The organism is Mycolicibacterium agri, from assembly GCF_002553505.1.
Classification (GTDB): Bacteria; Actinomycetota; Actinomycetes; order Mycobacteriales; family Mycobacteriaceae; genus Mycobacterium; species Mycobacterium agri.
In genome coordinates this window covers 98,376-120,898 of sequence record NZ_PDCP01000001.1, presented here as the reverse complement: position 1 = coordinate 120,898, position 22,523 = coordinate 98,376, and the positions used below count along the sequence as shown (strand labels likewise).

General features: G+C 67.6%; 20 protein-coding genes. 11 read left to right on the top strand and 9 right to left on the bottom strand.

Translation table 11 applies throughout. The features are described 5' to 3' along the window. Positions 1 to 33 precede the first annotated feature (33 nt). From fadD3 to CQY20_RS00565, 5 genes are all read left to right on the top strand, one after another. Positions 34 to 1,584: a 3-((3aS,4S,7aS)-7a-methyl-1,5-dioxo-octahydro-1H-inden-4-yl)propanoate--CoA ligase FadD3 gene (fadD3, locus tag CQY20_RS00585; RefSeq protein ID WP_097937694.1), complete on the top strand. Its 1,551-nt coding sequence runs from the start codon at positions 34 to 36 to the stop codon at positions 1,582 to 1,584. Beyond that, positions 1,584 to 2,726 carry an acyl-CoA dehydrogenase family protein gene (locus CQY20_RS00580; protein ID WP_097937693.1) on the top strand — a complete coding sequence of 381 codons (1,143 nt, stop codon included), beginning with the start codon at positions 1,584 to 1,586 and terminating at the stop codon, positions 2,724 to 2,726. The genes fadD3 and CQY20_RS00580 overlap by 1 nt, the downstream gene beginning before the upstream one ends. Next, on the top strand, positions 2,723 to 3,676 hold the full coding sequence (locus CQY20_RS00575) for an acyl-CoA dehydrogenase family protein (RefSeq protein ID WP_097937692.1): 954 nt from the start codon (positions 2,723 to 2,725) through the stop codon (positions 3,674 to 3,676). Before CQY20_RS00580 ends, CQY20_RS00575 begins: the two co-directional genes overlap by 4 nt. After that, positions 3,676 to 4,617 carry an acyl-CoA dehydrogenase IpdE2 gene (gene ipdE2 / locus CQY20_RS00570; protein ID WP_097937691.1) on the top strand — a complete coding sequence of 314 codons (942 nt, stop codon included), beginning with the start codon at positions 3,676 to 3,678 and terminating at the stop codon, positions 4,615 to 4,617. The genes CQY20_RS00575 and ipdE2 overlap by 1 nt, the downstream gene beginning before the upstream one ends. A 93-nt stretch (positions 4,618 to 4,710) precedes the next feature. Beyond that, complete coding sequence (locus tag CQY20_RS00565; protein ID WP_097937690.1) at positions 4,711 to 5,892, top strand: pyridoxal phosphate-dependent aminotransferase; 1,182 nt, start codon at positions 4,711 to 4,713, stop codon at positions 5,890 to 5,892. An 18-nt stretch (positions 5,893 to 5,910) separates the two neighbouring features. On the opposite strand, the gene CQY20_RS00560 is transcribed toward CQY20_RS00565, so the two are convergent. Next, complete coding sequence (locus CQY20_RS00560; RefSeq protein WP_097937689.1) at positions 5,911 to 6,657, bottom strand: 3-hydroxybutyrate dehydrogenase; 747 nt, start codon at positions 6,655 to 6,657, stop codon at positions 5,911 to 5,913. Further along, positions 6,654 to 8,000, bottom strand: coding sequence for an MFS transporter (locus CQY20_RS00555; protein WP_097937688.1), 1,347 nt, complete (start codon positions 7,998 to 8,000; stop codon positions 6,654 to 6,656). Before CQY20_RS00555 ends, CQY20_RS00560 begins: the two co-directional genes overlap by 4 nt. A gap of 107 nt (positions 8,001 to 8,107) precedes the next feature. On the opposite strand from CQY20_RS00555, the gene CQY20_RS00550 reads away from it, so the two are divergent. Then, complete coding sequence (locus tag CQY20_RS00550) at positions 8,108 to 9,022, top strand: LysR family transcriptional regulator (RefSeq protein WP_234816032.1); 915 nt, start codon at positions 8,108 to 8,110, stop codon at positions 9,020 to 9,022. Between the two features lie 63 nt (positions 9,023 to 9,085). On the opposite strand, the gene CQY20_RS00545 is transcribed toward CQY20_RS00550, so the two are convergent. After that, complete coding sequence (locus CQY20_RS00545; protein ID WP_097937686.1) at positions 9,086 to 9,292, bottom strand: hypothetical protein; 207 nt, start codon at positions 9,290 to 9,292, stop codon at positions 9,086 to 9,088. Between the two features lie 242 nt (positions 9,293 to 9,534). Here CQY20_RS00545 and CQY20_RS00540 point away from each other — a divergent pair, with 242 nt between their 5' ends. Beyond that, positions 9,535 to 10,302: an alpha/beta fold hydrolase gene (locus tag CQY20_RS00540; protein WP_097937685.1), complete on the top strand. Its 768-nt coding sequence runs from the start codon at positions 9,535 to 9,537 to the stop codon at positions 10,300 to 10,302. Here the strand turns inward: CQY20_RS00540 and hsaB are convergent. The 4 genes from hsaB to hsaA are packed head-to-tail and all read right to left on the bottom strand — an operon-like array spanning position 10,299 to position 13,865. Beyond that, positions 10,299 to 10,877 carry a 3-hydroxy-9,10-secoandrosta-1,3,5(10)-triene-9,17-dione monooxygenase reductase subunit gene (gene hsaB / locus CQY20_RS00535; RefSeq protein WP_097937684.1) on the bottom strand — a complete coding sequence of 193 codons (579 nt, stop codon included), beginning with the start codon at positions 10,875 to 10,877 and terminating at the stop codon, positions 10,299 to 10,301. The two genes, CQY20_RS00540 and hsaB, sit on opposite strands and share 4 nt — an antisense overlap. Before the next feature lie 2 nt (positions 10,878 to 10,879). After that, the gene (gene hsaC / locus CQY20_RS00530; RefSeq protein WP_097937683.1) at positions 10,880 to 11,779 is read right to left on the bottom strand and encodes an iron-dependent extradiol dioxygenase HsaC; all 900 of its coding nucleotides are present in this window, start codon (positions 11,777 to 11,779) and stop codon (positions 10,880 to 10,882) included. Continuing rightward, positions 11,776 to 12,681, bottom strand: a complete 906-nt coding sequence (gene hsaD, locus CQY20_RS00525) for a 4,5:9,10-diseco-3-hydroxy-5,9,17-trioxoandrosta-1(10),2-diene-4-oate hydrolase (protein WP_097937682.1) — start codon at positions 12,679 to 12,681, stop codon at positions 11,776 to 11,778. The genes hsaC and hsaD overlap by 4 nt, the downstream gene beginning before the upstream one ends. Continuing rightward, on the bottom strand, positions 12,681 to 13,865 hold the full coding sequence (gene hsaA, locus CQY20_RS00520) for a 3-hydroxy-9,10-secoandrosta-1,3,5(10)-triene-9,17-dione monooxygenase oxygenase subunit (RefSeq protein WP_097937681.1): 1,185 nt from the start codon (positions 13,863 to 13,865) through the stop codon (positions 12,681 to 12,683). Before hsaA ends, hsaD begins: the two co-directional genes overlap by 1 nt. Positions 13,866 to 14,065: 200 nt before the next feature. On the opposite strand from hsaA, the gene CQY20_RS00515 reads away from it, so the two are divergent. Next, on the top strand, positions 14,066 to 15,133 hold the full coding sequence (locus CQY20_RS00515; RefSeq protein ID WP_097937680.1) for a ferredoxin--NADP reductase: 1,068 nt from the start codon (positions 14,066 to 14,068) through the stop codon (positions 15,131 to 15,133). 21 nt (positions 15,134 to 15,154) lie between these two features. Continuing rightward, positions 15,155 to 15,733 carry a hypothetical protein gene (locus tag CQY20_RS00510; RefSeq protein ID WP_097937679.1) on the top strand — a complete coding sequence of 193 codons (579 nt, stop codon included), beginning with the start codon at positions 15,155 to 15,157 and terminating at the stop codon, positions 15,731 to 15,733. A 3-nt stretch (positions 15,734 to 15,736) separates the two neighbouring features. Here CQY20_RS00510 and CQY20_RS00505 read toward each other — a convergent pair whose 3' ends face one another. Continuing rightward, complete coding sequence (locus tag CQY20_RS00505; protein ID WP_097937678.1) at positions 15,737 to 17,857, bottom strand: acyl-CoA dehydrogenase family protein; 2,121 nt, start codon at positions 17,855 to 17,857, stop codon at positions 15,737 to 15,739. Between the two features lie 200 nt (positions 17,858 to 18,057). Between CQY20_RS00505 and kstR the strand changes: the two genes are divergently transcribed. Beyond that, positions 18,058 to 18,738, top strand: coding sequence for a cholesterol catabolism transcriptional regulator KstR (gene kstR, locus CQY20_RS00500; protein ID WP_097937793.1), 681 nt, complete (start codon positions 18,058 to 18,060; stop codon positions 18,736 to 18,738). Next, the gene (gene otsB, locus CQY20_RS00495; protein ID WP_097937677.1) at positions 18,739 to 21,279 is read left to right on the top strand and encodes a trehalose-phosphatase; all 2,541 of its coding nucleotides are present in this window, start codon (positions 18,739 to 18,741) and stop codon (positions 21,277 to 21,279) included. It abuts the gene before it with no gap. 1 nt (position 21,280) lies between these two features. Here the strand turns inward: otsB and CQY20_RS00490 are convergent, their stop codons facing one another. Beyond that, positions 21,281 to 22,384 (bottom strand): Rv3575c family transcriptional regulator, encoded by a 1,104-nt coding sequence (locus tag CQY20_RS00490; protein ID WP_097937676.1) that lies wholly within the window; start codon positions 22,382 to 22,384, stop codon positions 21,281 to 21,283. Between the last annotated feature and the right edge of the window lie 139 nt (positions 22,385 to 22,523).

Genomic DNA, 22,523 nt, shown 5'->3' with positions numbered 1-22,523 from the left:
CTACCAAGCACTTGCTTTGTTAGAGGAGCATCCATGACCCCCGTTCCGAGGACCATTCCGCAGGTCCTGGACCGGATTGCCGACGAATACGGCGACCACGACGCGCTGGTGACCACCGGTGGCTGGGGCGGTCCGCGGCGGCTGACGTACGCGCAACTGCGCGACGAGGTGCGCACTGCGGCCGCCGCGATGATCGACCTGGGCGTCGGCGCCGGCGACCGCGTCGCGATCTGGGCACCCAACACCTGGCACTGGGTGGTGGCCTGCCTGGCCACCACCTACGCCGGCGGTGTGCTCGTGCCGCTGAACACCCGCTACACCGCGGGCGAGGCAACCGACGTGCTCGCCCGCACCGGCGCACCGCTGCTGGTGGCCACCGGTCGGTTCCTCGGCGCCGACAAGACCGCTGACCTGGATCGCGCCGCACTGCCCGACCTGCGCCACATCGTGCGCATTCCGGTCGATGCGGACGACGGCACCTGGGACGAATTCGTCGCGCGCGGTACGGATCTCGACGCAGCCGATGCCAGGGCGGCGGCGGTGCAGCCCGACGACGTCGCCGACATTCTTTTCACGTCGGGCACCACCGGCCGCAGCAAGGGCGCGCTGTGCGCGCACCGGCAGTCGCTGGACGCGCCCGCGGCGTGGGCCGAGTGCGGGCAGCTCACCAGCGCCGACCGCTACCTCTGCATCAACCCGTTCTTCCACAACTTCGGCTACAAGGCAGGCATCCTGGCCTGCCTGCAGACCGGCGCCACGCTGATCCCGCAGCTGACGTTCGATCCCGAGAAGGCGATGGCGGCGGTGCAGGAGCACAAGATCACCGTGCTGCCAGGGCCGCCGACCATCTACCAGACGCTGCTCGACCATCCCAAGCGCCGCGACTACGACCTGAGCTCGCTGCGGTTCGCGGTCACCGGCGCCGCCACCATCCCGGTGGTGCTGATCGAGCGGATGCAGTCCGAGCTGGACATCGACATCGTGTTGACCGCCTACGGGCTGACGGAAGCCAGCGGGTTCGGCACGATGTGCCGCGCCGACGACGACGCGATCACCGTCGCCACCACATGCGGCAGGCCGATCGCGGGTTTCGAGTTGCGCATCGACGCGCCCGCCGAGGACGGCACCGGCGAGGTGTTGTTGCGCGGGCCCAACGTCATGCTCGGCTATCTCGACGACCCCGAAGCCACCGCCAAGGCAATCGATTCCGACGGCTGGCTGCACACGGGCGACGTCGGGACCGTCGACGAGAAGGGCAACCTGCGCATCACCGACCGGCTCAAGGACATGTACATCTGCGGCGGGTTCAACGTCTATCCGGCCGAGGTCGAGCAGGTCCTCGCGAGGCTCGACGGGGTGGCCGAGGCAGCGGTGATCGGCGTGCCGGACGACCGGCTCGGCGAAGTCGGCAAGGCGTTCATCGTCAAGCGGCCTGGAGCCGAACTGGACGAGGCCGCGGTGATCGCCTACACCAGGCAACACCTCGCGAACTTCAAGACGCCGCGATCGGTGACGTTCCTCGACGGGCTGCCACGCAATGCCGGCGGAAAAGTCGTCAAACCTCAACTGCGAGAGATGGTCTGATGGATCTGGCTTTCGACAGCGAGACCGAGGAGTTCCGGGCCGAAGTCCGCGACTTCCTGGCCGCCAACAAGCACCACTTCCCCACCAAGTCCTACGACACCGCCGAGGGCTTCCAGCAGCATCGGCATTGGGACAGAGTGCTTTACGACGCCGGACTCTCGGTGATCACCTGGCCGAAGCGCTACGGCGGCCGCGACGCGACTCTGCTGCAGTGGGTGGTGTTCGAAGAGGAGTACTTCCGCGCAGGAGCGCCGGGGCGGGCCAGCGCCAACGGCACCTCGATGCTGGCGCCGACGCTGTTCGCGCACGGCACCGAGGAGCAACTCGACCGCGTGCTGCCGAAGATGGCCAGCGGCGAGGAGATCTGGGCGCAGGCCTGGTCGGAACCGGAGTCGGGCAGCGACCTGGCGTCGCTGCGCTCCACCGCGACCAAGACCGACGGCGGCTGGAAGCTCAACGGGCAGAAGATCTGGAGTTCGCGGGCGCCGTTCGGCGACAAGGCATTCGGCCTTTTCCGCTCCGACCCCGAAGCCGAACGGCACAAAGGCCTCACCTACTTCATGTTCGACCTGAATGCCGACGGGGTGACCGTGCGGCCGATCGCGCAACTGGGCGGCGACACCGGCTTCGGCGAGATCTTCCTCGACGACGTCTTCGTCCCCGACAACGATGTGATCGGCGGGGTGGACGACGGCTGGCGCGCGGCGATGAGCACATCGAGCAACGAGCGCGGGATGTCGCTGCGCAGCCCGGCGCGGTTCCTCGCGCCCGCCGAACGACTCGTCACGCAGTGGAAGACCAACCCCGATCCGGCGTACACCGACCGCGTCGCCGACGCCTGGATCAAGGCGCAGGCCTACCGGCTGCACACGTTCGGCACGGTGACCCGCCTCGCGAGCGGTGGCGAACTGGGCGCCGAATCGTCGATCACCAAGGTGTTCTGGTCGGAACTCGACGTCGCGCTGCACCAGACCGCACTGGACATGCGCGGCGCGGACGGCGAACTGGTCGACGCATGGACCGACGGGTTGCTGTTCGCTCTTGGTGGCCCGATCTATGCGGGCACCAACGAGATTCAGCGCAACATCATCGCCGAGCGGCTGCTTGGCCTGCCTCGCGAACCCAAAGGGCTGACCAAATGAAGTTCGATCTCGACGACCAGCAGCGCGACTTCGCGGCCAGCATCGACGCCGCGCTGTCGGCGGCAGGCGTACCCGCGGCGGTGCGGGCCTGGGCACAGGGCGACACCGGCCCCGGCCGCAAGGTGTGGTCAACGCTGACAGACCTCGGGGTGACCGCGCTGCTCGTGCCCGAACGTTTCGACGGCATCGCGGCACACCCCGTCGACGTCGTCGTCGCGATGGAGCGCCTCGGGTATTGGGCGGTTCCCGGACCGGTCATCGAATCGGTCGCCGTCGCACCGGTTCTGCTGGCCGACGACGACCGTTGCGGCGCACTGGCTTCGGGTGAACTGATCGCCACGGTGGCGCTGCCGCCGCTGGTGCCGCGCGCCGTCGACGCCGATTCCGCGGGCCTGATCCTGGTCGCAGGCGACGGCGAGGTGCGCGACGGCGCCGCGGGCGACCAACACGAGTCCGTCGACCCGGCGCGCAAACTGTTCGACGCCACCGCCTCGGGTGATGCGCAAAATGCCGACACGGCAAGGGCTTTCGAGTTCGGCGTCCTGGCCAACGCGGCACAGCTGGTCGGTGCCGGACAGGCGATGCTGGACGCGTCGGTGGAGTATGCCAAGCAGCGCAGCCAGTTCGGCAGGCCGATCGGGTCATACCAGGCGATCAAGCACAAGCTCGCCGACGTGTACATCGAGGTCGAGTTGGCGCGGCCGCTGGTGTACGGCGCGGCACTGTCGCTGGCCGACGAATCCGCCGATGCCACCCGTGATGTCAGTGCCGCGCTGGTGGCCGCCGCCGACGCGGCGCTGCTGTCGGCGCGGTCGTCGCTGCAGACCCACGGGGCCATCGGCTTCACCCAGGAGCATGATCTGTCGCTTCTGCTGCTGCGCGTGCAGGCGTTGCGGTCGGCGTGGGGCGATCCGACGTGGCACCGACGTCGGGTATTGGAGGCCTTCTGATGAGCGAGGAACGCGAACTGCTGCGCGACACCGTGGCGGCGCTGGTGGACAGGCACGCCAACTCGACGGCGGTGCGCCAGGCGATGGAGTCCGAGCGCGGCTACGACGAGTCGCTGTGGAAGGTGTTGTGCGAGCAGGTCGGCGCCGCGGCGTTGGTGGTGCCCGAGGACATGGGCGGCGCGGGCGGCGAACTGGCCGACGCCGCGGTCGTGCTCGAGGAGCTGGGCAAGGGACTGGTTCCGACGCCGCTGCTCGGCACAACGCTGGCCGAACTCGCATTGCTGGCATCCGACGAGCCCGACGCCGAAGCGCTCGAGCGGCTGGCGGAGGGCTCCGCGATCGGCACGGTGGTCTTCGATGCCGGCTACGTGCTCAACGGCGCCGTCGCAGACGTCGTCGTTGGTGCGGACGGCGAAACTCTCACCCGCTGGACCGATTTCACCTCGACTTCGGTGGCCACCATGGACCCGACGCGGCCGTTGGCACGGGTCGAGGCGAAGAGCACGTCGAAGATCGGCGCCGATCCGGGGCTGGCCGACACCGCCGCGATCCTGCTGGCCGCCGAGCAGATCGGCGCGGCGTCGAAATGCCTTGACCTCACCGTCGAATACACCAAGAACAGAGTGCAATTCGGCCGTCCGATCGGCAGCTTCCAGGCGCTCAAGCACCGGATGGCCGACATGTACGTCGCCGTGCAGTCGGCGCGCGCGGTCGTCGACGACGCCGTCGCCGAACCGTCACCGACGTCGGCGGCGCTGGCCCGGGTCGCGGCCAGTGAAGCGTTCAGCAAGGTCGCCGCGGAGGCGATCCAGATGCACGGCGGCATCGCGATCACCTGGGAGCATGACATTCAGCTGTACTTCAAACGTGCGCATGGCAGCGCGCAACTGTTCGGCCCGCCGCGCGAGCACCTGCGCAGGCTCGAGTCCGAGGTGCTCTAGACCGCTCGTGTGTGCATCTGGCGACGGTTTGAGGCGCTGAAGCGTCGCCAGATGCACAAACCGGCGAGTGAATAGGCTTGTAGCCTTGCGGCAATGGTGGACGAGAGGAACGCCTTGGAACGCACCGTCTCGCTGCGCGCGGGCATCCCGCCGTTTCACGTCATGGACGTGTGGCTGGCCGCCGCGGAGCGCCAGCGCTCGCACGGCGACCTGGTCAACCTCTCGGCGGGTCAGCCGAGCGCCGGAGCGCCCGCGGCGGTGCGAGCCGCGGCCAAGGAGGCGCTCGACACCACCGTCCTCGGCTACACCGTCGCGCTCGGCATTCCGGAACTGCGGACCGCGATCGCGGACTCGTATCACCGGCGCTACGGGCTCACCGTCGACCCGGCCGACGTCGTGATCACCACCGGCTCCTCCGGCGGTTTCCTGCTGGCGTTTTTGGCCTGCTTCGACGCCGGCGACCGGGTGGCGATCGCCAGCCCCGGATACCCGTGCTACCGCAACATCCTGACCGCGCTCGGATGCGAGGTCGTCGAGATTCCCTGCGGGCCGCAGACACGTTTCCAGCCCACCGCGGCCATGCTCGCCGAACTCGACCCGCCGGTGCGCGGCGTGATCGTGGCGAGCCCGGCCAATCCGACCGGCACCGTGATTCCGCCAGATGAGCTGGCGGCGATCGCGTCGTGGTGCGATGAGGCCGGCGTCCGGCTGATCAGCGACGAGGTGTACCACGGCCTGGTCTACGAAGGCGCACCGGAGACCAGTTGCGCGTGGCAGACGTCGCGGGAAGCCGTTGTGGTGAACAGCTTCTCGAAATACTTCGCGATGACGGGTTGGCGGCTCGGCTGGCTGTTGGTGCCCAAGGAGCTGCAGCGCGCGGTGGACTGCCTGACCGGCAACTTCACGATCTGCCCGCCTGCGTTGGCGCAGACGGCCGCCGTCGCGGCGTTCACGCCGGAGTCCATCGCCGAGGCCGACGCGCTGCTGGATCACTATGCCGCCAACCGCGCGCTGCTGCTGGAAGGTCTGCCGAAGATCGGCATCGACCGGCTGGCGCCGCCCGACGGCGCGTTCTACGTCTATGCCGACGTGTCGCATCTGACGGATGACTCGCTGTCGTTCTGCTCGAAGCTGTTGGCAGACACCGGCGTCGCGATCGCGCCGGGTATCGACTTCGACACCCAGCGCGGCGGGTCGTTCGTCCGGCTGTCGTTCGCGGGACCCACGAGCGATATCGAGGAGGCGCTGCGCCGTATCGGCCATTGGCTCGACTAATTTCAGCGCGCTACACCGTCAGCGCGCGCTCCAGCCCCCGTCCATGGTGTAGGACGCGCCGGTGACCATGCCTGCGTTCGGTGAGGCGAGCCAGCCTACGAGGTTGGCGACTTCCTCCGGTTCGAGCAGACGTTTGATCGCGCTCTCTTTGAGCAGGACCTCTTCGACGACCTGCTGTTCACCGATGTTGTGCGTGCGGGCCTGATCGGCGATCTGCTTGGTAACCAACGGTGTTCGCACGTATCCGGGGTTGATGCAGTTGCTCGTCACGCCGTGGCGCCCGCCTTCGAGCGCGGTCACCTTGGACAGTCCTTCGAGCGCATGCTTGGCGGTGACGTAGGCGACCTTGTACTCCGATGCCCGCAACCCGTGTATCGACGAGATGTTGATGATGCGCCCGAAGCCGCGTTCGTACATGTGCGGCAGCGCGGCGCGGATCAGTAGGAACGGCGCCTCCACCATCAGCGTCTGGATGAAGCGGAAGCGCTCCGGCGGGAATTCGGTGATCGGGCTGACGTGCTGGATGCCCGCGTTGTTGACCAGGATGTCGGTGTCCAGCTTCAGCCGCTCCAGCGGTGCGGTATCGGAAAGATCTACCGCCCAATGCTTTCCGCCGATCTCGTCGGCCACCGCCTTGGCGGCGACGTCGTCGACGTCGGCGACGGTGACCACCGCACCGCGCGCCGCGAGCTCGCGGGCACATGCCGCGCCGATACCGCTGGCGCCGCCGGTGACGACGGCCGTTCGTCCCCCGAGTTCGGTCATACGATGCCGGCCCTCGCCAGATCGTCGCGGTCGGCCTGGTCGACGGTCTCCAGATCCAGGCCCTTGGTCTCCCGCATGTAGAAGACCGCGATCAGCGTGATCGCCGCGGCGATGGCGAGGTAGATCGCGATCGGCACCCAGGAGTTGTAGATCTCCAACAGTTTCACGGCAATCGCTGGTGCCGCCGAGCCCGCGACAATCGAAGTCACCTGATAGCCGAGCGACACACCGGAATACCGCATCCGGGTGGGGAACATCTCCGCCATGATCGCCGGCTGCGGCGAGTACATCAGGGCGTGAATGATCAGGCCGACGACGATCGCGGCGATGATGAGCAGATAGTTGGCGGTGTTCATCATCGGGAACGCGAAGAATCCCCACGTGGCAGCGAGCACGGTGCCGGCGAAATACACCGGCCTGCGGCCGATTCGGTCGGCCAACCTGCCGATCAGAGGGATGACGATGAAGTGCACGAGATGCGCCACGAGCATGTACCGCAGGATCGCGTTGGTGTCGACACCGACCTGCACCTTCAGATATGTGATGGAAACGATGACGACGAGGTAGTACATGATGTTCTCGGCGAACCGCAGCCCCATGGCCGTGAAAACTCCACGCGGGTAACGCTTCAGCACCTCAACCACGCCGTACGACACGGCCTTGACGCGTTCGACCTCCTGCTGCACCGTCACGAAGATCGGCGCGTCGCTGACCTTGGTGCGAATGTAGTAGCCGATCAGCACGACGACCGCCGACAGCCAGAACGCGATCCGCCAGCCCCATGAGAGAAAGTCGTCATCGGGCAGCACCGCGGTGAGCACCCACAGCACGACGGTGGCGAGCATGTTGCCGAGCGGCACCGCCGCCTGCGGCCAACTGGCCCAGAAGCCTCGTTCCCGGATGGGGCTGTGCTCGGCGACGAGCAGTACCGCACCACCCCATTCGCCACCGACCGCGAAGCCCTGCAGGAACCGCAGGATCACCAGCAGCACCGGCGCCCACACACCGATCTGTTGGTAGGTCGGCAGGCACCCCATCAGGAACGTCACGACTCCGACAAGCAGAATCGCGAACTGCAGCAGCTTCTTTCGTCCGTACTTGTCGCCGAAGTGGCCGAACACCACACCGCCGAGGGGCCGGGCGATGAACCCGACCGCGTACGTGAGGAATGCGGCGAAGATGGCGCCGTAAGCGCTGTCGTCCGCGGGGAAGAACACCTTGTTGAAGACCAGCGTGGCGGCGGTGCCGTAGAGGAAGAACTCGTACCACTCGACGACGGTGCCTGCCATCGAGGCGACCACAACGCGCTTGAGCCCGGTCGGTACCGGCCCGGCAACGGTCATCTGAAACCCCCCTGGTGTGACGCCAACCACAGACCTGTTGAGTATTCATGCACCTACCCCCACCCGCAATGGCCAAAACCGCAGCATCTGTCTGCAAAAATGCAGATATGACGTTGCCGGCGGGTCGCCGTCCCAGTCCCGACGACCTCCTCGTTTTGCTGGCCGTCGGGCGGTCCGGACGCTACACCACTGCCGCCGAGGAATTGGGCCTCAACCACACCACGATTTCGCGGCGCATCGCCGCACTCGAACAGTCGCTGGGCGGTCGCGTCCTCATCCGCGGCGCAGGCGGCTGGGAACTGACCGACCTCGGCCGCGAAGCCCTCGCCGCGGCCGAAACCGTTGAAGCCGCGGTGCGCTCACTCGGCGTTGACGAGACGGGAGCGCGCGGACTCGAAGGGGTGGTGCGGATGTCGGCGACCGACGGCTTCAGCGCCTACATCGCAGCCCCTGCCGCCGCCGAGGTCCAGCGGCGCCATCCCAAGGTGGCGGTCGAGATCGTCGCGACCACCCGACGCGCCAGCCAACGCCGATCCGGAGTGGACATCGAGGTCGTCGTCGGCGAACCGCAGGTGCATCGAGCCGAAGCGATCCGGCTCGGCGACTACTGCCTCGGGCTGTACGGCGCCCGCGAATATCTCGCCGAACACGGCCGCCCGCAGAGCATCGAGGACCTCGCGCGGTTCCCCCTGGTCTATTTCATCGACTCCATGCTGCAGGTCGACGACCTCGACCTGGCGCCGAGCTTCGCTCCCCCGATGCGTGAATCGGTGACCTCGACAAACGTTTTCGTCCACGTCGAAGCCACCCGCGCCGCCGCGGGCATTGGCTTGTTGCCCTGTTTCATGGCCGACCGGCACTACGACCTGATCAGGGTGTTACCAGAAACGGTCGCGGTTCAATTGAGCTATTGGCTCGTCGCGCGGCCGGAGACGTTGCGGCGACCCGAAGTCGCCGCGGTGGTCAAGGCGATCCGGGGCCGGATGAACGACCAGCGCGAAGTCCTGCTGGGCGCGCGATAACCGCCCCGGTGACCAACAAAAGAGGGCACCCCGTCCGGGGCGCCCTCTTTTCGGTCTGTGTGGTTACGGGTGGCTGCGAACCGAGTTGTCGACTCGCGGCGCGTTGGCCCGCTGCTGGATGTCGTTCAGCCAGTCGAGGTGATCGACGCCCTTGGCGATCGTCACGTCCGATGGGGCCGCGGGAGCGACCGCCTGTGCCGGAGCAGCGAAGCCGAACACCGCGGCAGCCAAACCGCTGGCGATGACTGTAGCAAACCCGAACTTCTTCATTTTGGTGCCTTCTTCTTTCCTCTTGTTGGTGTTCGAGCCTTTTGGGTTCGGACTCCGTGGTGCCGGTCCTTGTGGGATTTCTAACCGGTCTGACCCTCTAAACCACGAGGTCAGAGGATTAATTCCGATGGCAGAAATTGATCGGCGGTTGGCAGAAATCGGCCGGTTCAAATGGCTGCGACGTGCGGGTTAGGTCTCACTAACTCGCAGCGTGAGGTCCAGATCACAGCTAAACTCACGGTATGCCGTTCCTTGAGCACCCGAAAGGCCGTGCCTACTACCGTCATTGGCCGGCGCCCGAGCCGCGCGCCGTCGTCGTCTTTCTGCACGGGTTCGGTGAACACACCGGCGTCTACCACCGGTACGGCTTCGCTTTGAACGCCGCGGGCATCGATCTGTGGGCCGTGGACCAGTTCGGGCACGGACTGAGCCCCGGCGTGCGGGGAGACTTCGGCTCCATCGACGACAGCTCTCGGCTTGCCGAGACCTTGACCGAGATCGCCGAGGCGCAGCGTCCCGGGCTGCCGCTGATCGCCCAGGGCCACTCGTTCGGGGCGGTGGTGACTCTCGCCCGGCTGCTCGATCAGCCCGACCGTTACCGCGCCGGGGTCATCTCCGGCGCCCCGCTGATTCCGATACCGGAGCTACTGGACACCGACAGCTCATTCGACCTCGACCCGCACTGGCTGTCCAACGACCCCTTCTATCTGGACCTGCTCGAGAACGACCCGTTGGCGTTCACCGACGCCGACAGTGCGCCGCTTGCCCGCGCGCTCGACACCGCCTGGGACCGGTTCGGCCACGATTTGCCGAAGCTGACGGTGCCGACGCTTGCCGTCCACGGCGTTGTCGATCCGATCGCGCAGATCGGGGCGGTGCGGGCATACGCCGAGCAGATCGAGGCGCTTCAGATCAAGGAGTTCCCCGGCGGCGGTCACGACATCCTCAACGACACCATGCATCGCGAGGTAACCGACGCGATCATCGCGTTCATCGACGAGCGCTGCTAGAGCCAGGTGTCGTCGGTGGTCGCGGTGAGGAAGGCCTCGAGGTCGTCGCGCCAATGCGCAGGCCTGGTCTTGTCCGGTTCGATGCCGGTGTACTGCCCGCGGTAGAACAGCAGCGGCCGCGGCTTCTTGTGCGGCACATCGGTCAGCGAATGAACCGCGCCGAACACGACGAGGTGATCGCCGCCGTCGTGCACCGAATGCACCGTGCAGTCGATGTGCGCCAGCGTGCCCTTGATCGCCGGTGAGCCCAATTCCGATACGCTCCAGTCGATTCCGGCGAACTTGTCGGGTGCCTTGGAGCCGAACTTCGCCGAGACGTCCTGCTGATTCTCATGCAGCACGTTGACGCAGAACTTGCCGGACGCCTCGATGGCCTTCCATGAGCGCGACACCTTCGTCGGGCAGAACAACACCAACGGCGGTTCGAGCGACAGCGCCGCGAACGACTGGCACGCAAAGCCGACGGGCACACCGTCGTGCATCGTCGTGATCACCGTGATGCCGGTGCAGAACTGCCCGAGCACATTGCGGAATGTGCGCGGGTCGATCGAGCTCGCTGGCCGCTGCGCCGACACCGTTACTTGAAGCCCACGCTGAAGTCGTGGCCCCACAGGCTGACCGCGGTGCTCTCCCGCGCGACCCACTTGTCGTCCTCGACTTTCAGTCCCTCACAACCGAATTCGATGTCAAAGCCGCCCGGGGTCTTCATGTAGAACGACAGCATCTTGTCGTTGACATGCCGCCCCAGCGTCGCCGACATCGGCACCTTGCGCCGCAGCGCGCGGTCAAGGCACAGCCCGACGTCGTCGGAGTTCTCCACCTCGACCATCAAATGCACGATGCCGCTTGGTGTCTCGCCCGGCATGAAGGCCAGGCTGTGGTGGCGGGGATTGACACCGAAGAATCGCAGCCAGGCCGGCGGGCCGTCGGCGGGTCGACCGACCAGTTGCGGTGGCAGCCGCATCGAGTCGCGCAGATGGAAGCCCAACACGTCGCGGTAGAAGTGCAGCGACTCGGCGTCGTCACGGGTGGTCAGCACCACGTGGCCGAGGCCCTGCTCCTCGGTGACGAACTTGTGCCCGTACGGGCTCACCACGCGACGATGTTCGAGCGCCACACCGTGGAACACCTCGAGCGTGTTTCCCGACGGGTCGTCGAACGTGATCATCTCGTCGACGCGGCGCTCGGCGAGTTCGGCGGCGCTGGCCTCCTTGTACGGGGTGCCCTCGACGTCGAGACGGTTGCGGATGTCCTGAAGCTCGGCGGCATTGGCCGTCTCCCAACCGGATTGGAGCAGCCGGTCCTTCTCGCCGGGGATGATGACGAGGCGGGCAGGGAACTCGTCCATCCGCAGATAGAGCGCGCCCTCGGTGGCGCCGGAGCCTTCGACCATGCCGAGCACCTTGAGGCCGTACTCCCGCCACGCGGCGACGTCGGTGGCCCCGATGCGCAGGTAGCCCAGAGATTTGATGCTCATGACCCACCCTTCCTCGAACCGTCTGACAAGAAATCAATGGTGAGCTTGTTGAACTCGTCGAACTTCTCCAGCTGAGCCCAGTGTCCGCACTGCCCGAAGACGTGCAACTGCACCCGCGGGATCTGCTTGAGGGCGACCAGCGCGCCGTCGAGTGGGTTGACGCGGTCCTCGCGGCCCCAGATCAGCAGCACCCGCTGACGCAGCTTGTACACCTCGCGCCACATCATGCCGAGCTCGAAGTCGGGGCCCGCGAACGACTTTCCCATCGCCCTCGCCGCGGCCAGCGAGTCCGGCTGGCTGGCGATCGCGAACCGCTCGTCGATCAGCTCGGGCGTGACCAGCTTCTGGTCGTAGACCATGATGCGCAGGAACTTCTCCATGTTCTCGCGCGTGGGCTCGGCGGTGAACTTGCCGAGCAGCTTGACGCCCTCCGTCGGGTCCGGCGCGAACAGGTTGACCGAAAGACCACCGGGCCCCATCAGCACCAGCCGACCCGCCCGGTCTGGGTTGTCGAGCGCGAACCGCACCGCGGTGCCGCCGCCCAGCGAATTGCCAACCAGCGCAGCGCGTTCGATGTTCAGATGGTCGAACAGGTTGCGCACCGCCGTTGCGCTGTAGCGGTTGTACTGCTCGTGTTCGGTGTGCTTGTCGGAGTGGCCGTAGCCCGGCTGGTCGACGGCGATCACATGGAAGTGCTTGGCCAGCACCGCGATGTTGCGCCCGAAGTTCGACCAGCTCGACGCGCCGGGACCACCGCCGTGCAGCAGCACCACCGTCTGCTCGTGACCGACGCCCGCCTCGTGATAGTGCAGCCGCATGTCCTCGCGGACTTGGGCGTAGCGCGACGTCGACTCGAACGTGATCTCTTGCTGTTGTGCGGCTTCTGCGGCGAATGACGTCATCAGACCATCGTGTCCTGGGGCGGCAGCCCGAACTCGTTGTTTCCGAAAATCAGGTAGGCCCGCTCCGGGTCGTTGGCCGCGTGCACGCGGCCGGCGTGCGCATCGCGCCAGAACCGTTGCACCGGAGCGTCGTTGTTCAGCGCGGTCGCGCCCGACGCCTCGAACAACCTGTCGATGGAGGCGATGGCGCGTCCGGTGGCGCGCACCTGGTCGCGGCGGGCGCGGGCGCGCAGTTCGAACGGAATCTCCTTGCCCTCCTTGAGCAGCGCGTACTCCTCGCCGACGTTGCCGATCAGCTGCCGCCATGCGGCGTCGATGTCGCTGGCGGCCTCGGCGATGCGCACCTTCGCGAACGGGTCGTCCTTGGCCTTCTCCCCTGCGAACGCCGCGCGCACCCGCTTGCCCTGGTGCTCGACGTGCGCCTCGTAGGCGCCGTAGGCCATGCCGACGATCGGCGCCGTGATTGTCGTGGGATGCACTGTGCCCCACGGCATCTTGTACACCGGCGCGGTGTTGGTCTTCAGCCCGCCCGCGGTGCGGTCGTTCATCGACTTGTAGGACAGGAACCGGTGCCGGGGCACGAACACGTCCTTGACCACCAGCGTGTTGCTGCCGGTGCCGCGCAGGCCGACCACGTGCCACACGTCGTCGATGCGGTACTCGCTGCGCGGAATCAGAAAGCTGCCGAAGTCGACGGGCTTGCCGTCCTTGATGACCGGCCCGCCGACGAACGTCCACGACGCATGGTCACAGCCCGACGACCAGTTCCACGAGCCGTTCACCAGATAGCCACCGTCGACCACCTGGCCTGCACCCATCGGCGCGTACGACGAGGAGACCCGCACCGTCGGGTCGTCAGCCCACACCTCTTCCTGCGCCTTCTGGTCGAACAGGGCCAGGTGCCAGTTGTGCACGCCGATGATCGAGGCGACCCAACCGGTCGATCCGCACGCCGAGGCGAGGCGGCGAACGGCTTCATAGAACAGCGCCGGGTCGCACTGCATGCCGCCCCACTGCTCAGGCTGCAGCAGCTTGAAGAAGCCGACCTCGTCGAGTTCGGCCACCGTCTCGTCGGGCAGGCGTCGCAGGTCTTCCGTCGCCTGTGCGCGCTTGGCGATCAGCGGCAACAAGTCATCGATGCCGTCTAGGACCGACTGCACGTCACGCTGTTCAATGGACGTCACTGATTTGCCTCCCGAGAGAACGGACCCGGCGATGAGCCCTCGCACGAAGAGCGGATCGCTAGACAAAGATTAGAACACGTTACGATTTGTGTCGAGCAGCCTATTGCTGCGGCGGCTGGACCTGCACACATGCATTTCTGTAACCTGTTCTAATTCCGACCGTTCAGAACGCGAACGGCCCGCGAGAGAAAGGACGCCGCGTGACCGACGAGCCGCTCGGCAGCCACGTGCTGGAACTGCTGGTGGCCGACGTCGTCGAGGAGACCGACGACGCGCGGTCGCTCGTGTTCGCGGTGCCCGACGGGCCGAACGACCCCGAGATCCCGGCCGAGCGGCTGCGCTACTCGCCCGGGCAGTTCCTCACCCTCCGCGTGCCGAGCGACCGCACCGGTTCGGTGGCCCGCTGCTATTCGTTGTGCAGTTCGCCGTTCACCGGCGACCCGATGACCGTCACCGTCAAGCGCACCGACGGCGGCTACGCCTCGCACTGGCTGTGCGACAACGCCCATCCCGGCATGCGCATCCACGTGCTGGCCCCGTCGGGCACCTTCGTGCCCAAGACGCTGGACACCGACTTCCTGCTGCTGGCCGCCGGCAGCGGCATCACACCGATGATGTCGATCTGCAAGTCGGCGCTGGCCGAGGGCAACGGCCGGGTGGTGCTGATCTATGCCAACCGCGACGAGAAGTCCGTCATCTTCGGCGGCGCGCTGCGCGAACTGGCCGCCAAATATCCGGACCGGCTGACGGTGGTGCACTGGCTGGAGTCGGTGCAGGGGCTTCCGACCGCGGCTGCGCTGTCCGCGCTCGCGGCGCCCTACGCCGGCCACGACGCCTACATCTGCGGGCCCGCGCCGTTCATGGCGGCCGCCGAAGAGGCGATGCGCAACGCCGGTACGCCGGCCGAGCGCATCCACATCGAGGTGTTCAAGTCGTTGGAGTCCGACCCGTTCGCTGCAGTCGTGATCGACGAGGACGACAGCGACGAGGGTCCCGCCACCGCGATCGTCACACTCGACGGCGAAACGCACGAAGTGCGCTGGCCGCGCAACGCCAAGCTGCTCGACGTGCTGCTGGACAAGGGCCTCGATGCGCCGTTCTCGTGCCGCGAGGGCCACTGCGGCGCGTGCGCGGTGCTGAAGAAGAGCGGCGAGGTCGAGATGGAGAACAACGACGTGCTCGAGCAGCAGGACCTCGACGAGGGGCTGATCCTCGGCTGCCAGGCCCGGCCGCGGTCGGATTCCGTCGAAGTCACCTACGACGAATAGCGACGGGATAGGTTCTTGGCGATGAAACGGCTTGCAGCAGCAAGTGCGGGGGCACTGACGATCGCGGCGCTGATTGCGCCTGCGCACGCTTCGGCCGCGGCGAACTCGGCCACCACCTCGATCCCCGTCGACCCGGCCACCTCGATCGAGATGCACGTCAACGCCAACTGCGTGGCGGCGGAGAACAGGTGCTTCTTCGACACCACCGCCAACCTGCTGACGCCGGACGGCCCGATCGGATTTCCCGGCGACACCTGGGCCCGCCAGACCATCACGTTGCGCAGTTCCAGCCGCGACACCTGGCAGGAGGCGTCCTACAGCGCGCCGGCGGGTAACCCGCGCGAGACCAAGGGCGCCAACCACGAGAACGTGCTCTCGAAGATGTACCGGGCGCTCAACAACGTCGAGATCTCGATCACCTACTTCGGCGGTGGGCCGATCGAGCGGTTCAAGGCCGACGGCGACTCGGTGCCCACCGACTGGACCTACGGGCGCCCCGACACGAAGTCGAACTTCTATGCGTGCTCCCAGATCCAGGTGGTCTACGGCGGGGTGAACCTGACGACGCCGACGGCCTGCGCGCAGACCACGTTCAGCTGACGGTCACCGCGGCAGGCCGAGCAGCCGTTCGCCGGCCATCGAGAGCAGGATCTGCTCCGTGCCGCCCGCGATGGTCAGGCAGCGCGTGTTGAGAAAGTCGTGCACCGGCTGGTTGTCGACGATGCCCGCGCCGTCGGACAGCTCCATCCGGAACTCCGACAGCGCCTGGCGGTACCGCACGCCGATCAGCTTGCGGGCGCTGGACTGCGGGCCGGGGTCCGCGCCGCCGACGGCGAGTTCGGCGATGCGCTGGTCGAGCAGCGAGCCGACCTGCGCGGCAACGATCAACCGGCCCAACCGATCCTGATCCGCCGGGTCCAGTTCGAGCGTCGTCACCGTGCGCAGCACTTCCTCCATCGGATTGCCGAGCGCGGTGCCGTGCGCCATCGCGACGCGCTCGTTGGCCAGCGTCGTGCGGGCCAGCCGCCAACCGTCGTTCACCTCGCCGACGACCATCTCGTCGGGCACGAACACCTCGTCGAGGAACACCTCGTTGAACAGGTCGTCGCCGGTGATCTCACGCAGCGGCCTGATGTCGATGCCCGGCGAGGACATGTCGACGAGGAAGTACGTGATCCCCTTGTGCTTCGGCGCGTCGGGGTCGGTGCGCGCCAGGCACACTCCCCACTGCGCCTTGTGCGCCGCCGACGTCCACACCTTCTGGCCGGTCAGCTTCCAACCCGACTCGGCTCGAACGGCTTTCGTTCGCAGCGACGCCAGGTCGGAGCCTGCGCCCGGCTCGCTGAACAGCTGGCACCAGAACAGCTCGCCGCTCAGCGTCGGCGGCACGAACCGTTCGATCTGCGCGGGGCTGCCGTGCTCGAGGATGGTCGGCGCCGCCCACCAGCCGATCACCAGATCCGGTCGCTCGACGCCCGCGGCGGCCAGTTCGCGGTCGATCAACAGCTGCTCGGCCGGTGACGCGTCGCGGCCGTAGGGCCGCGGCCAGTGCGGCGCCTGTAGACCCGCCTCGGCGAGCGCCTTCTGCCGCTTCTCGACGGGCTGGGCGGCGACATCGGCGATGGCAGCGGCGATCTCGGGCGCCAAATGCTCGACCGACGCCAGATCGATGTGCAGCTCGCGGCGGATGCCCTGCTTGGTCAGCTCGGCGACGCGTCGCAGCCACCTCGACGGACCGCCGAGGAACTGCGAAATCCCGTATGCCCGGCGCAGATACAGGTGCGCGTCGTGCTCCCAGGTGATGCCGATGCCGCCGAGCACCTGGATGCAGTCCTTGGCGTTCTGCCTGGCGAGGTCGATGCCCGCAGCGGCGGCCACAGCGGCGGCGACGGACAGCTGCGCGTCGTCGGAACCCCCGGCGGCGCGGGCGGCATCGACGGCGGCCACCGAAACCTGTTCGGAGCGCAACAGCATCTCGGCGCACATGTGCTTGATGGCCTGAAAGCTGCCGATCGGCTTGCCGAACTGCTCGCGAACCTTCGCGTACTCGGTGGCCGTCTGCAGCGTCCACCTCGCCACCCCGGCGGCCTCGGCGGCCAGCACCGTCGCGGCGAGGTCGGTGACGCGTCGTCCCGACACCGGCAGCACCTCGGCCGAGGCGTCGGCCAGCACCACCCGCGCCAGCGGACGCGAGAAGTCGGTCGGCGTCAGCGCCTCGACGGTGACGCCCGCCCCGGTGGCGTCGACAAGCACGAAGTCATCTCCCGCGGGCAGCAGCAGCACGCCTTCGGGGTCGGCGCCCAGCACGTATTCGGCGCTGCCCGACACGCGCCCGTCGGCGTATTCGAGGTCCGCGCTCAGCGCCAATCCCGCGGTGCGCTGCCCGCTCGCCAGCGCCTCCAGCAAGTCGGCGTGCAAACTCGGCACGACGAGCGTGGCCAACGCTGTGGTGGCGACCGGTCCCGGCACAATCGCGGCGGCCGCCTCGTCGACCATCGCGCACAGGTCGTCCACCGTGCCGCCGGCCCCGCCCGCGTCCTCCGGCAACGCCACGCCGAACAGGCCCAGTTGCGCCAGCCCCGCGTACGGTTCGCGCCATGCCGTCGGATCGCCCTGCTCAATGCGCCTGGCCGCAGCGGGAGCGTGGGCGCTGGCCGCCCAGCTACGGACCAGTTCGCGTGCGGCAAACTGCTCGTCGGTGACGGTCGCTGACGCCTGCGACATGTTGAGGGCTCCTAGCTTCGTTGCGAGAAGGCCGTGCTTCCCACTAGAACGTGTTCTAATAGTGCCAGTGTTCGAGCGTCAAGTCGAACGCCATCGCAGCAGCGCAGCTCGGTGCCGAACCGGTACTGAAGTGAGGAAATAGTGATCGGCATGCGTATCGTTTCTACAGAGACCGCATGAAGAAGGAGCAGTCGGCACCGATGACTGAGGCGCCCGTGTCAGCACAACCCAATCCGTCCTCGGGGGCGGAGACGCGGCCGCCCAACGTGATGCCGGTCTCCGTGCTCGCCGAGTCCGAGCTCGGCTCCGAGGCTCAGCGGGAGCGCCGCAAGCGCATCCTGGACGCCACCCTGGCCATCGCGTCCAAGGGCGGCTATGAGGCCGTGCAGATGCGCGCGGTCGCCGAACGCGCCGACGTCGCCGTCGGCACCCTGTATCGCTACTTCCCGTCGAAGGTGCACCTGCTGGTGTCGGCGCTGGGTCGCGAGTTCGAGCGCATCGACGCCAAGACCGACCGCTCGACGTTGACCGGCGGCACGCCCTACCAGCGGCTGAGCATGATGGTCGGCAAGCTGAACCGGGCCATGCAGCGCAATCCGCTGCTGACCGAGGCGATGACGCGCGCGTTCGTGTTCGCCGACGCCTCTGCCGCGGGCGAGGTCGATCACGTCGGCAAGCTGATGGATTCGATGTTCGCGCGCGCGATGAGCGACGGCGAGCCGACCGAGGACCAGTACCACATCGCCAGGGTCATCTCAGATGTGTGGCTGTCGAACCTGTTGGCGTGGCTCACCCGCAGGGCGTCGGCGACCGACGTCAGCAAGCGACTCGACCTGGCGGTTCGATTGCTGATCGGCGACGGAGAGCACCCTAAGATCTAGCTGGTGACACAGGAGTTACCGGACGAGCTCAAGCGCGCCCTCTCGACGGTCGCGCGTGTTCCGCGACTCCTCGTCGCCTGCGACTACGACGGCACGATGGCGCCGATCGTGGCCAACCCCGACGACGCGCGTCCGCTCACCGAATCCGCCGCTGCGCTGCGCGAATTGGCGGCGCTGCCGTCGACGGCCGCCGCGCTGATCTCCGGTCGGGCGCTGCGCGATCTCGCCGCGCTGTCACGGATGCCCGCCGAGGTGCACCTGGTCGGCAGCCACGGCTCGGAATTCGACACCGGCTTCGTGCACGCCATCGACGGCGAGGCAAAAGCGTTGCTGAGCAAGATCAAAGACACCCTCGCCGCGATCGCGGCCGAGTACCCGGGGGTGGCGATCGAGATCAAGCCGGCCAGCATCGCGCTGCATGTGCGCAACGCCGATCCCGCCGACGCCGACGAGGCGCTGAAGAAGGCGCGGGCGGCGGCCCAACAGTGGGACGCCCAGATCACCGAGGGCAAGGCCGTGATCGAGTTCGCCGTCATCCAGACCGACAAGGGCCAGGCCCTCGACATCCTGCGCCATCAGCAGGGCGCCTCTGCCGCCGTCTTTTTCGGCGACGACGTGACCGACGAGAAGGCGTTCTACCGGTTGCACGGGCCCGACGTCGGCGTCAAGGTCGGGCCGGGCGACACGCTGGCCGACTATCGGATCGACTCACCCGAGGACGTCGCGACCGCGCTGAACTTCCTGCTGGAACGCCGCCGCACCTGGTTGCTCGGCGGCCACTCCACGCCCATCGAGCGATTGACGATGCTGTCCAACGGCCGCACCGTCGCCCTGCTCACCCCCGAAGCCGACGTGGTGTGGATGTGTCATCCGCAGGCCGATTCGGCGGCGGTGTTCTCCCGGCTGCTCGGCGACGCCAACGCCGGGCACTTCGAGATCGGCCCGCACCGGGCGGCGCTGCCGCTGAGCCAGCGCTACGTGGACGGCACCATGACCGTCGAAACCCGTTGGGCCAGTTTGCTTGTCACCGACTATCTGTCGCACGACGTCGGTGCGGGCCGCACCGATCTGATCCGGGTGATCAGCGGTCAGGCCAAGGCGGTGGTGACCTTCGCGCCGCGGCCCGAGTTCGCGCAAGCACCTGTGCATCTGCGCGCCGACGAGGGCGGTCTTCGGGTGTTCGCCACCAACGAGCCGATGGTGCTGCGCGCGCCAGGCGTGCAATGGGAGATCTTTCCCGACGGCATCCACGAGACCGCCCGCGCGGTGATCGACCCGTCGGCGGGTCCCGTGGTGCTCGAACTGCGCTGCGGCACCGAGGATTTGTCGGAGAGCCCCGTCGACGAGGATTCCCGTCGGCAGAGCGCCGAAAGCTATTGGCGCGACTGGGCGGAGACGCTGACGCTGCCCAAACTGCATCAGCCGCTGATGAAACGCTCTGCGCTGACGCTGAAGGGGCTCGTGCACGCCGACACCGGTGCCATCATGGCCGCGGCCACCACGTCGCTGCCCGAGGAGATCGGCGGCGTCCGCAACTGGGATTACCGCTACTGCTGGATCCGCGACGCCGCGATGACCGCCTCGGCGCTGGTGTCGCTGGGCTCGACCGCAGAGGCCGAGGGATATCTGAACTGGCTGCACCGGGTGATCGAGACCATGCACGGTCCCGAACGGCTGCATCCGCTGTATGCACTGTCGGGCGCGATGCTGGGGCCGGAGGCCGTCATCGACTCACTGCCCGGCTACGCAGGGTCGCGGCCGGTGCGGGTCGGCAACGCCGCCAACGTGCAGGTGCAACTCGACGTCTTCGGTCCCGTCGTGCAGCTGATCTACGACCTGGTGCACAAGCGGGTCGCCGAGGGACGCCCCGACCCGCTCACCGACGCCGACTGGAATCTGGTCAGCGAGATGGTGTACGCCGTCGAAAGCCGCTGGGCCGAACCGGATCACGGCATCTGGGAGATCCGCGGCGCGCCGCGCCACCACGTCTACTCGAAGGTGATGTGCTGGCTGACCGTGGACCGGGCGCTGAAGCTGGCCGCCGAGTTCGGCCGCGACGCGCCGCCGGGATGGGCCACGCTGCGTGACGTCATCTCGCAGCAGGTGCAGGAGCGCGGCTGGAACGATGAGGTGCAGTCCTACACCGCCGCCTACGACGGCACCGACCTGGACGCGGCCACCCTGCACATCGGGCTGTCCGGTCTCATCGACCCGTCCGACCCGCGGTTCCTCGCGACCGTGATCGCGACGGAAGCGGAATTGCGCAGCGGAGCAACAGTTTACCGGTACCGCAGCGACGACGGACTGCCGGGCACCGAGGGCGGCTTTCACCTGTGCGCCGCGTGGCTGGTCGAGGCCTACCTGCTGACCGGCCAGCGGTCGCAAGCCGAGGCGCTGTTCGATCGCCTCGTCACCGCCGCGGGGCCGACGGGCCTGCTGTCGGAGGAATACGATCCGGTCGCCGAGCGCGCACTCGGTAACCATCCGCAGGCCTACAGCCATCTCGGGCTGCTGCGCTGCGCTCAATTGCTCGGCGACTGACTCACACCGGCGGGCCGGAGGTACGGCCGCGGACCAATTCGGTGGGCAGCACGTCGAGCACCGGCAGGCCCGATCGCGGCGGGCTGTGCAGCAGATGGCCTGCGCGCCTTCCCTTTTCCAGGCTCGGCTGTCGCACCGTCGTCAAACCCCGGCGCAGCGCCTCGGGCACGCCGTCGAAACCGGTGACCGTCATCTGACCCGGCACGTAGATCCCATGCGCCCGCAACCAGTCCATCGCCGAAAGCGCAAGCACGTCGGCCGTGCACATCAGCGCGGTCAGCCGCGGGTTGGCCGCAAGCGCCACCTCGGCCGCCAGGCCACCCGAAGTCGGTTGATGCTCATAGCTTTCCACAACCGTCAGCGACTGCGGAGCCAGGCCCGCTTCGGTCATCGCGTCGTAGACGCCGTGCAGGCGCTCGCGTTGCACGTGAAACAGCGGGGTCTCGAGACGCTCGGCGCTGGCCACCACGGGCTTGCCGGTGCCGTGTGGGCGGTCGCGGCCGAGCCGCATCGTGAGCAGGCCGATCTCGCGGTGGCCGAGCTCGACGACATAGCGCGCGAGTTCGGCCATGGCCGCGCGGTCGTCGATGCAGACCCGCGACGTCCCCGAGATGTTCTGCGGCTGGTCGACCACCACCACCGGCAGGTGCCGCTGCAACACCACCTGCAGATACGGGTCGTCGTCGGATGCGGAGTACACCACGAAGCCGTCGACGCCCGCCGACAGCACCGCGGCCGCTCCGTCGCTCACCTTGCGGTTGGGTCCCACGGCGACGAGCAGCAGGCCCTGCCCGGCGTCCTCGCAGGACTCGGCCAGCCCCGCCACGAAGTCGAGCGCCGCCGGATCACTGAACGAGTAGTTCAGCGGCTCGGTCATCACCAGCCCGACGGCGCCGGCCTTGCGGGTCCGCAACGACCGCGCGACCGGGTCGGGCCCCGGATATCCCATCCGCTTGGCGGTGGCCAGCACCCGCTCGCGCAGGTCGGCCGACAGCTGGTCGGGCCGGTTGTAGGCATTGGAGATCGTGGTGCGCGAGACCTTGAGCTCGGCAGCCAGCGAGGCCAGGGTGGCCCGACGCCTCGGCGTGGGACTCCTGGGAGACATGGTCGTGACGTTAGCCCACCAAATCCGCTCCCGTGGCGCAGGTGGCACACGGTACGTTAGAGTTATTGGAAACGGTTTTCATTTGTATTAGGAGCAACTAGGAGGTCGGCCGGTGCGCAGGTTGCTGATCGGGATCGTC

Coding starts and splice junctions, on each gene's coding strand:
- fadD3 (WP_097937694.1), top strand. CDS start 34: ATGACCCCCGTTCCGAGGACCATTCCGCAGGTCCTGGACCGGATTGCC.
- CQY20_RS00580 (WP_097937693.1), top strand. CDS start 1,584: ATGGATCTGGCTTTCGACAGCGAGACCGAGGAGTTCCGGGCCGAAGTC.
- CQY20_RS00575 (WP_097937692.1), top strand. CDS start 2,723: ATGAAGTTCGATCTCGACGACCAGCAGCGCGACTTCGCGGCCAGCATC.
- ipdE2 (WP_097937691.1), top strand. CDS start 3,676: ATGAGCGAGGAACGCGAACTGCTGCGCGACACCGTGGCGGCGCTGGTG.
- CQY20_RS00565 (WP_097937690.1), top strand. CDS start 4,711: ATGGTGGACGAGAGGAACGCCTTGGAACGCACCGTCTCGCTGCGCGCG.
- CQY20_RS00560 (WP_097937689.1), bottom strand. CDS start 6,657: ATGACCGAACTCGGGGGACGAACGGCCGTCGTCACCGGCGGCGCCAGC.
- CQY20_RS00555 (WP_097937688.1), bottom strand. CDS start 8,000: ATGACCGTTGCCGGGCCGGTACCGACCGGGCTCAAGCGCGTTGTGGTC.
- CQY20_RS00550 (WP_234816032.1), top strand. CDS start 8,108: ATGACGTTGCCGGCGGGTCGCCGTCCCAGTCCCGACGACCTCCTCGTT.
- CQY20_RS00545 (WP_097937686.1), bottom strand. CDS start 9,292: ATGAAGAAGTTCGGGTTTGCTACAGTCATCGCCAGCGGTTTGGCTGCC.
- CQY20_RS00540 (WP_097937685.1), top strand. CDS start 9,535: ATGCCGTTCCTTGAGCACCCGAAAGGCCGTGCCTACTACCGTCATTGG.
- hsaC (WP_097937683.1), bottom strand. CDS start 11,779: ATGAGCATCAAATCTCTGGGCTACCTGCGCATCGGGGCCACCGACGTC.
- hsaD (WP_097937682.1), bottom strand. CDS start 12,681: ATGACGTCATTCGCCGCAGAAGCCGCACAACAGCAAGAGATCACGTTC.
- CQY20_RS00510 (WP_097937679.1), top strand. CDS start 15,155: ATGAAACGGCTTGCAGCAGCAAGTGCGGGGGCACTGACGATCGCGGCG.
- CQY20_RS00505 (WP_097937678.1), bottom strand. CDS start 17,857: ATGTCGCAGGCGTCAGCGACCGTCACCGACGAGCAGTTTGCCGCACGC.
- kstR (WP_097937793.1), top strand. CDS start 18,058: ATGACTGAGGCGCCCGTGTCAGCACAACCCAATCCGTCCTCGGGGGCG.
- CQY20_RS00490 (WP_097937676.1), bottom strand. CDS start 22,384: ATGTCTCCCAGGAGTCCCACGCCGAGGCGTCGGGCCACCCTGGCCTCG.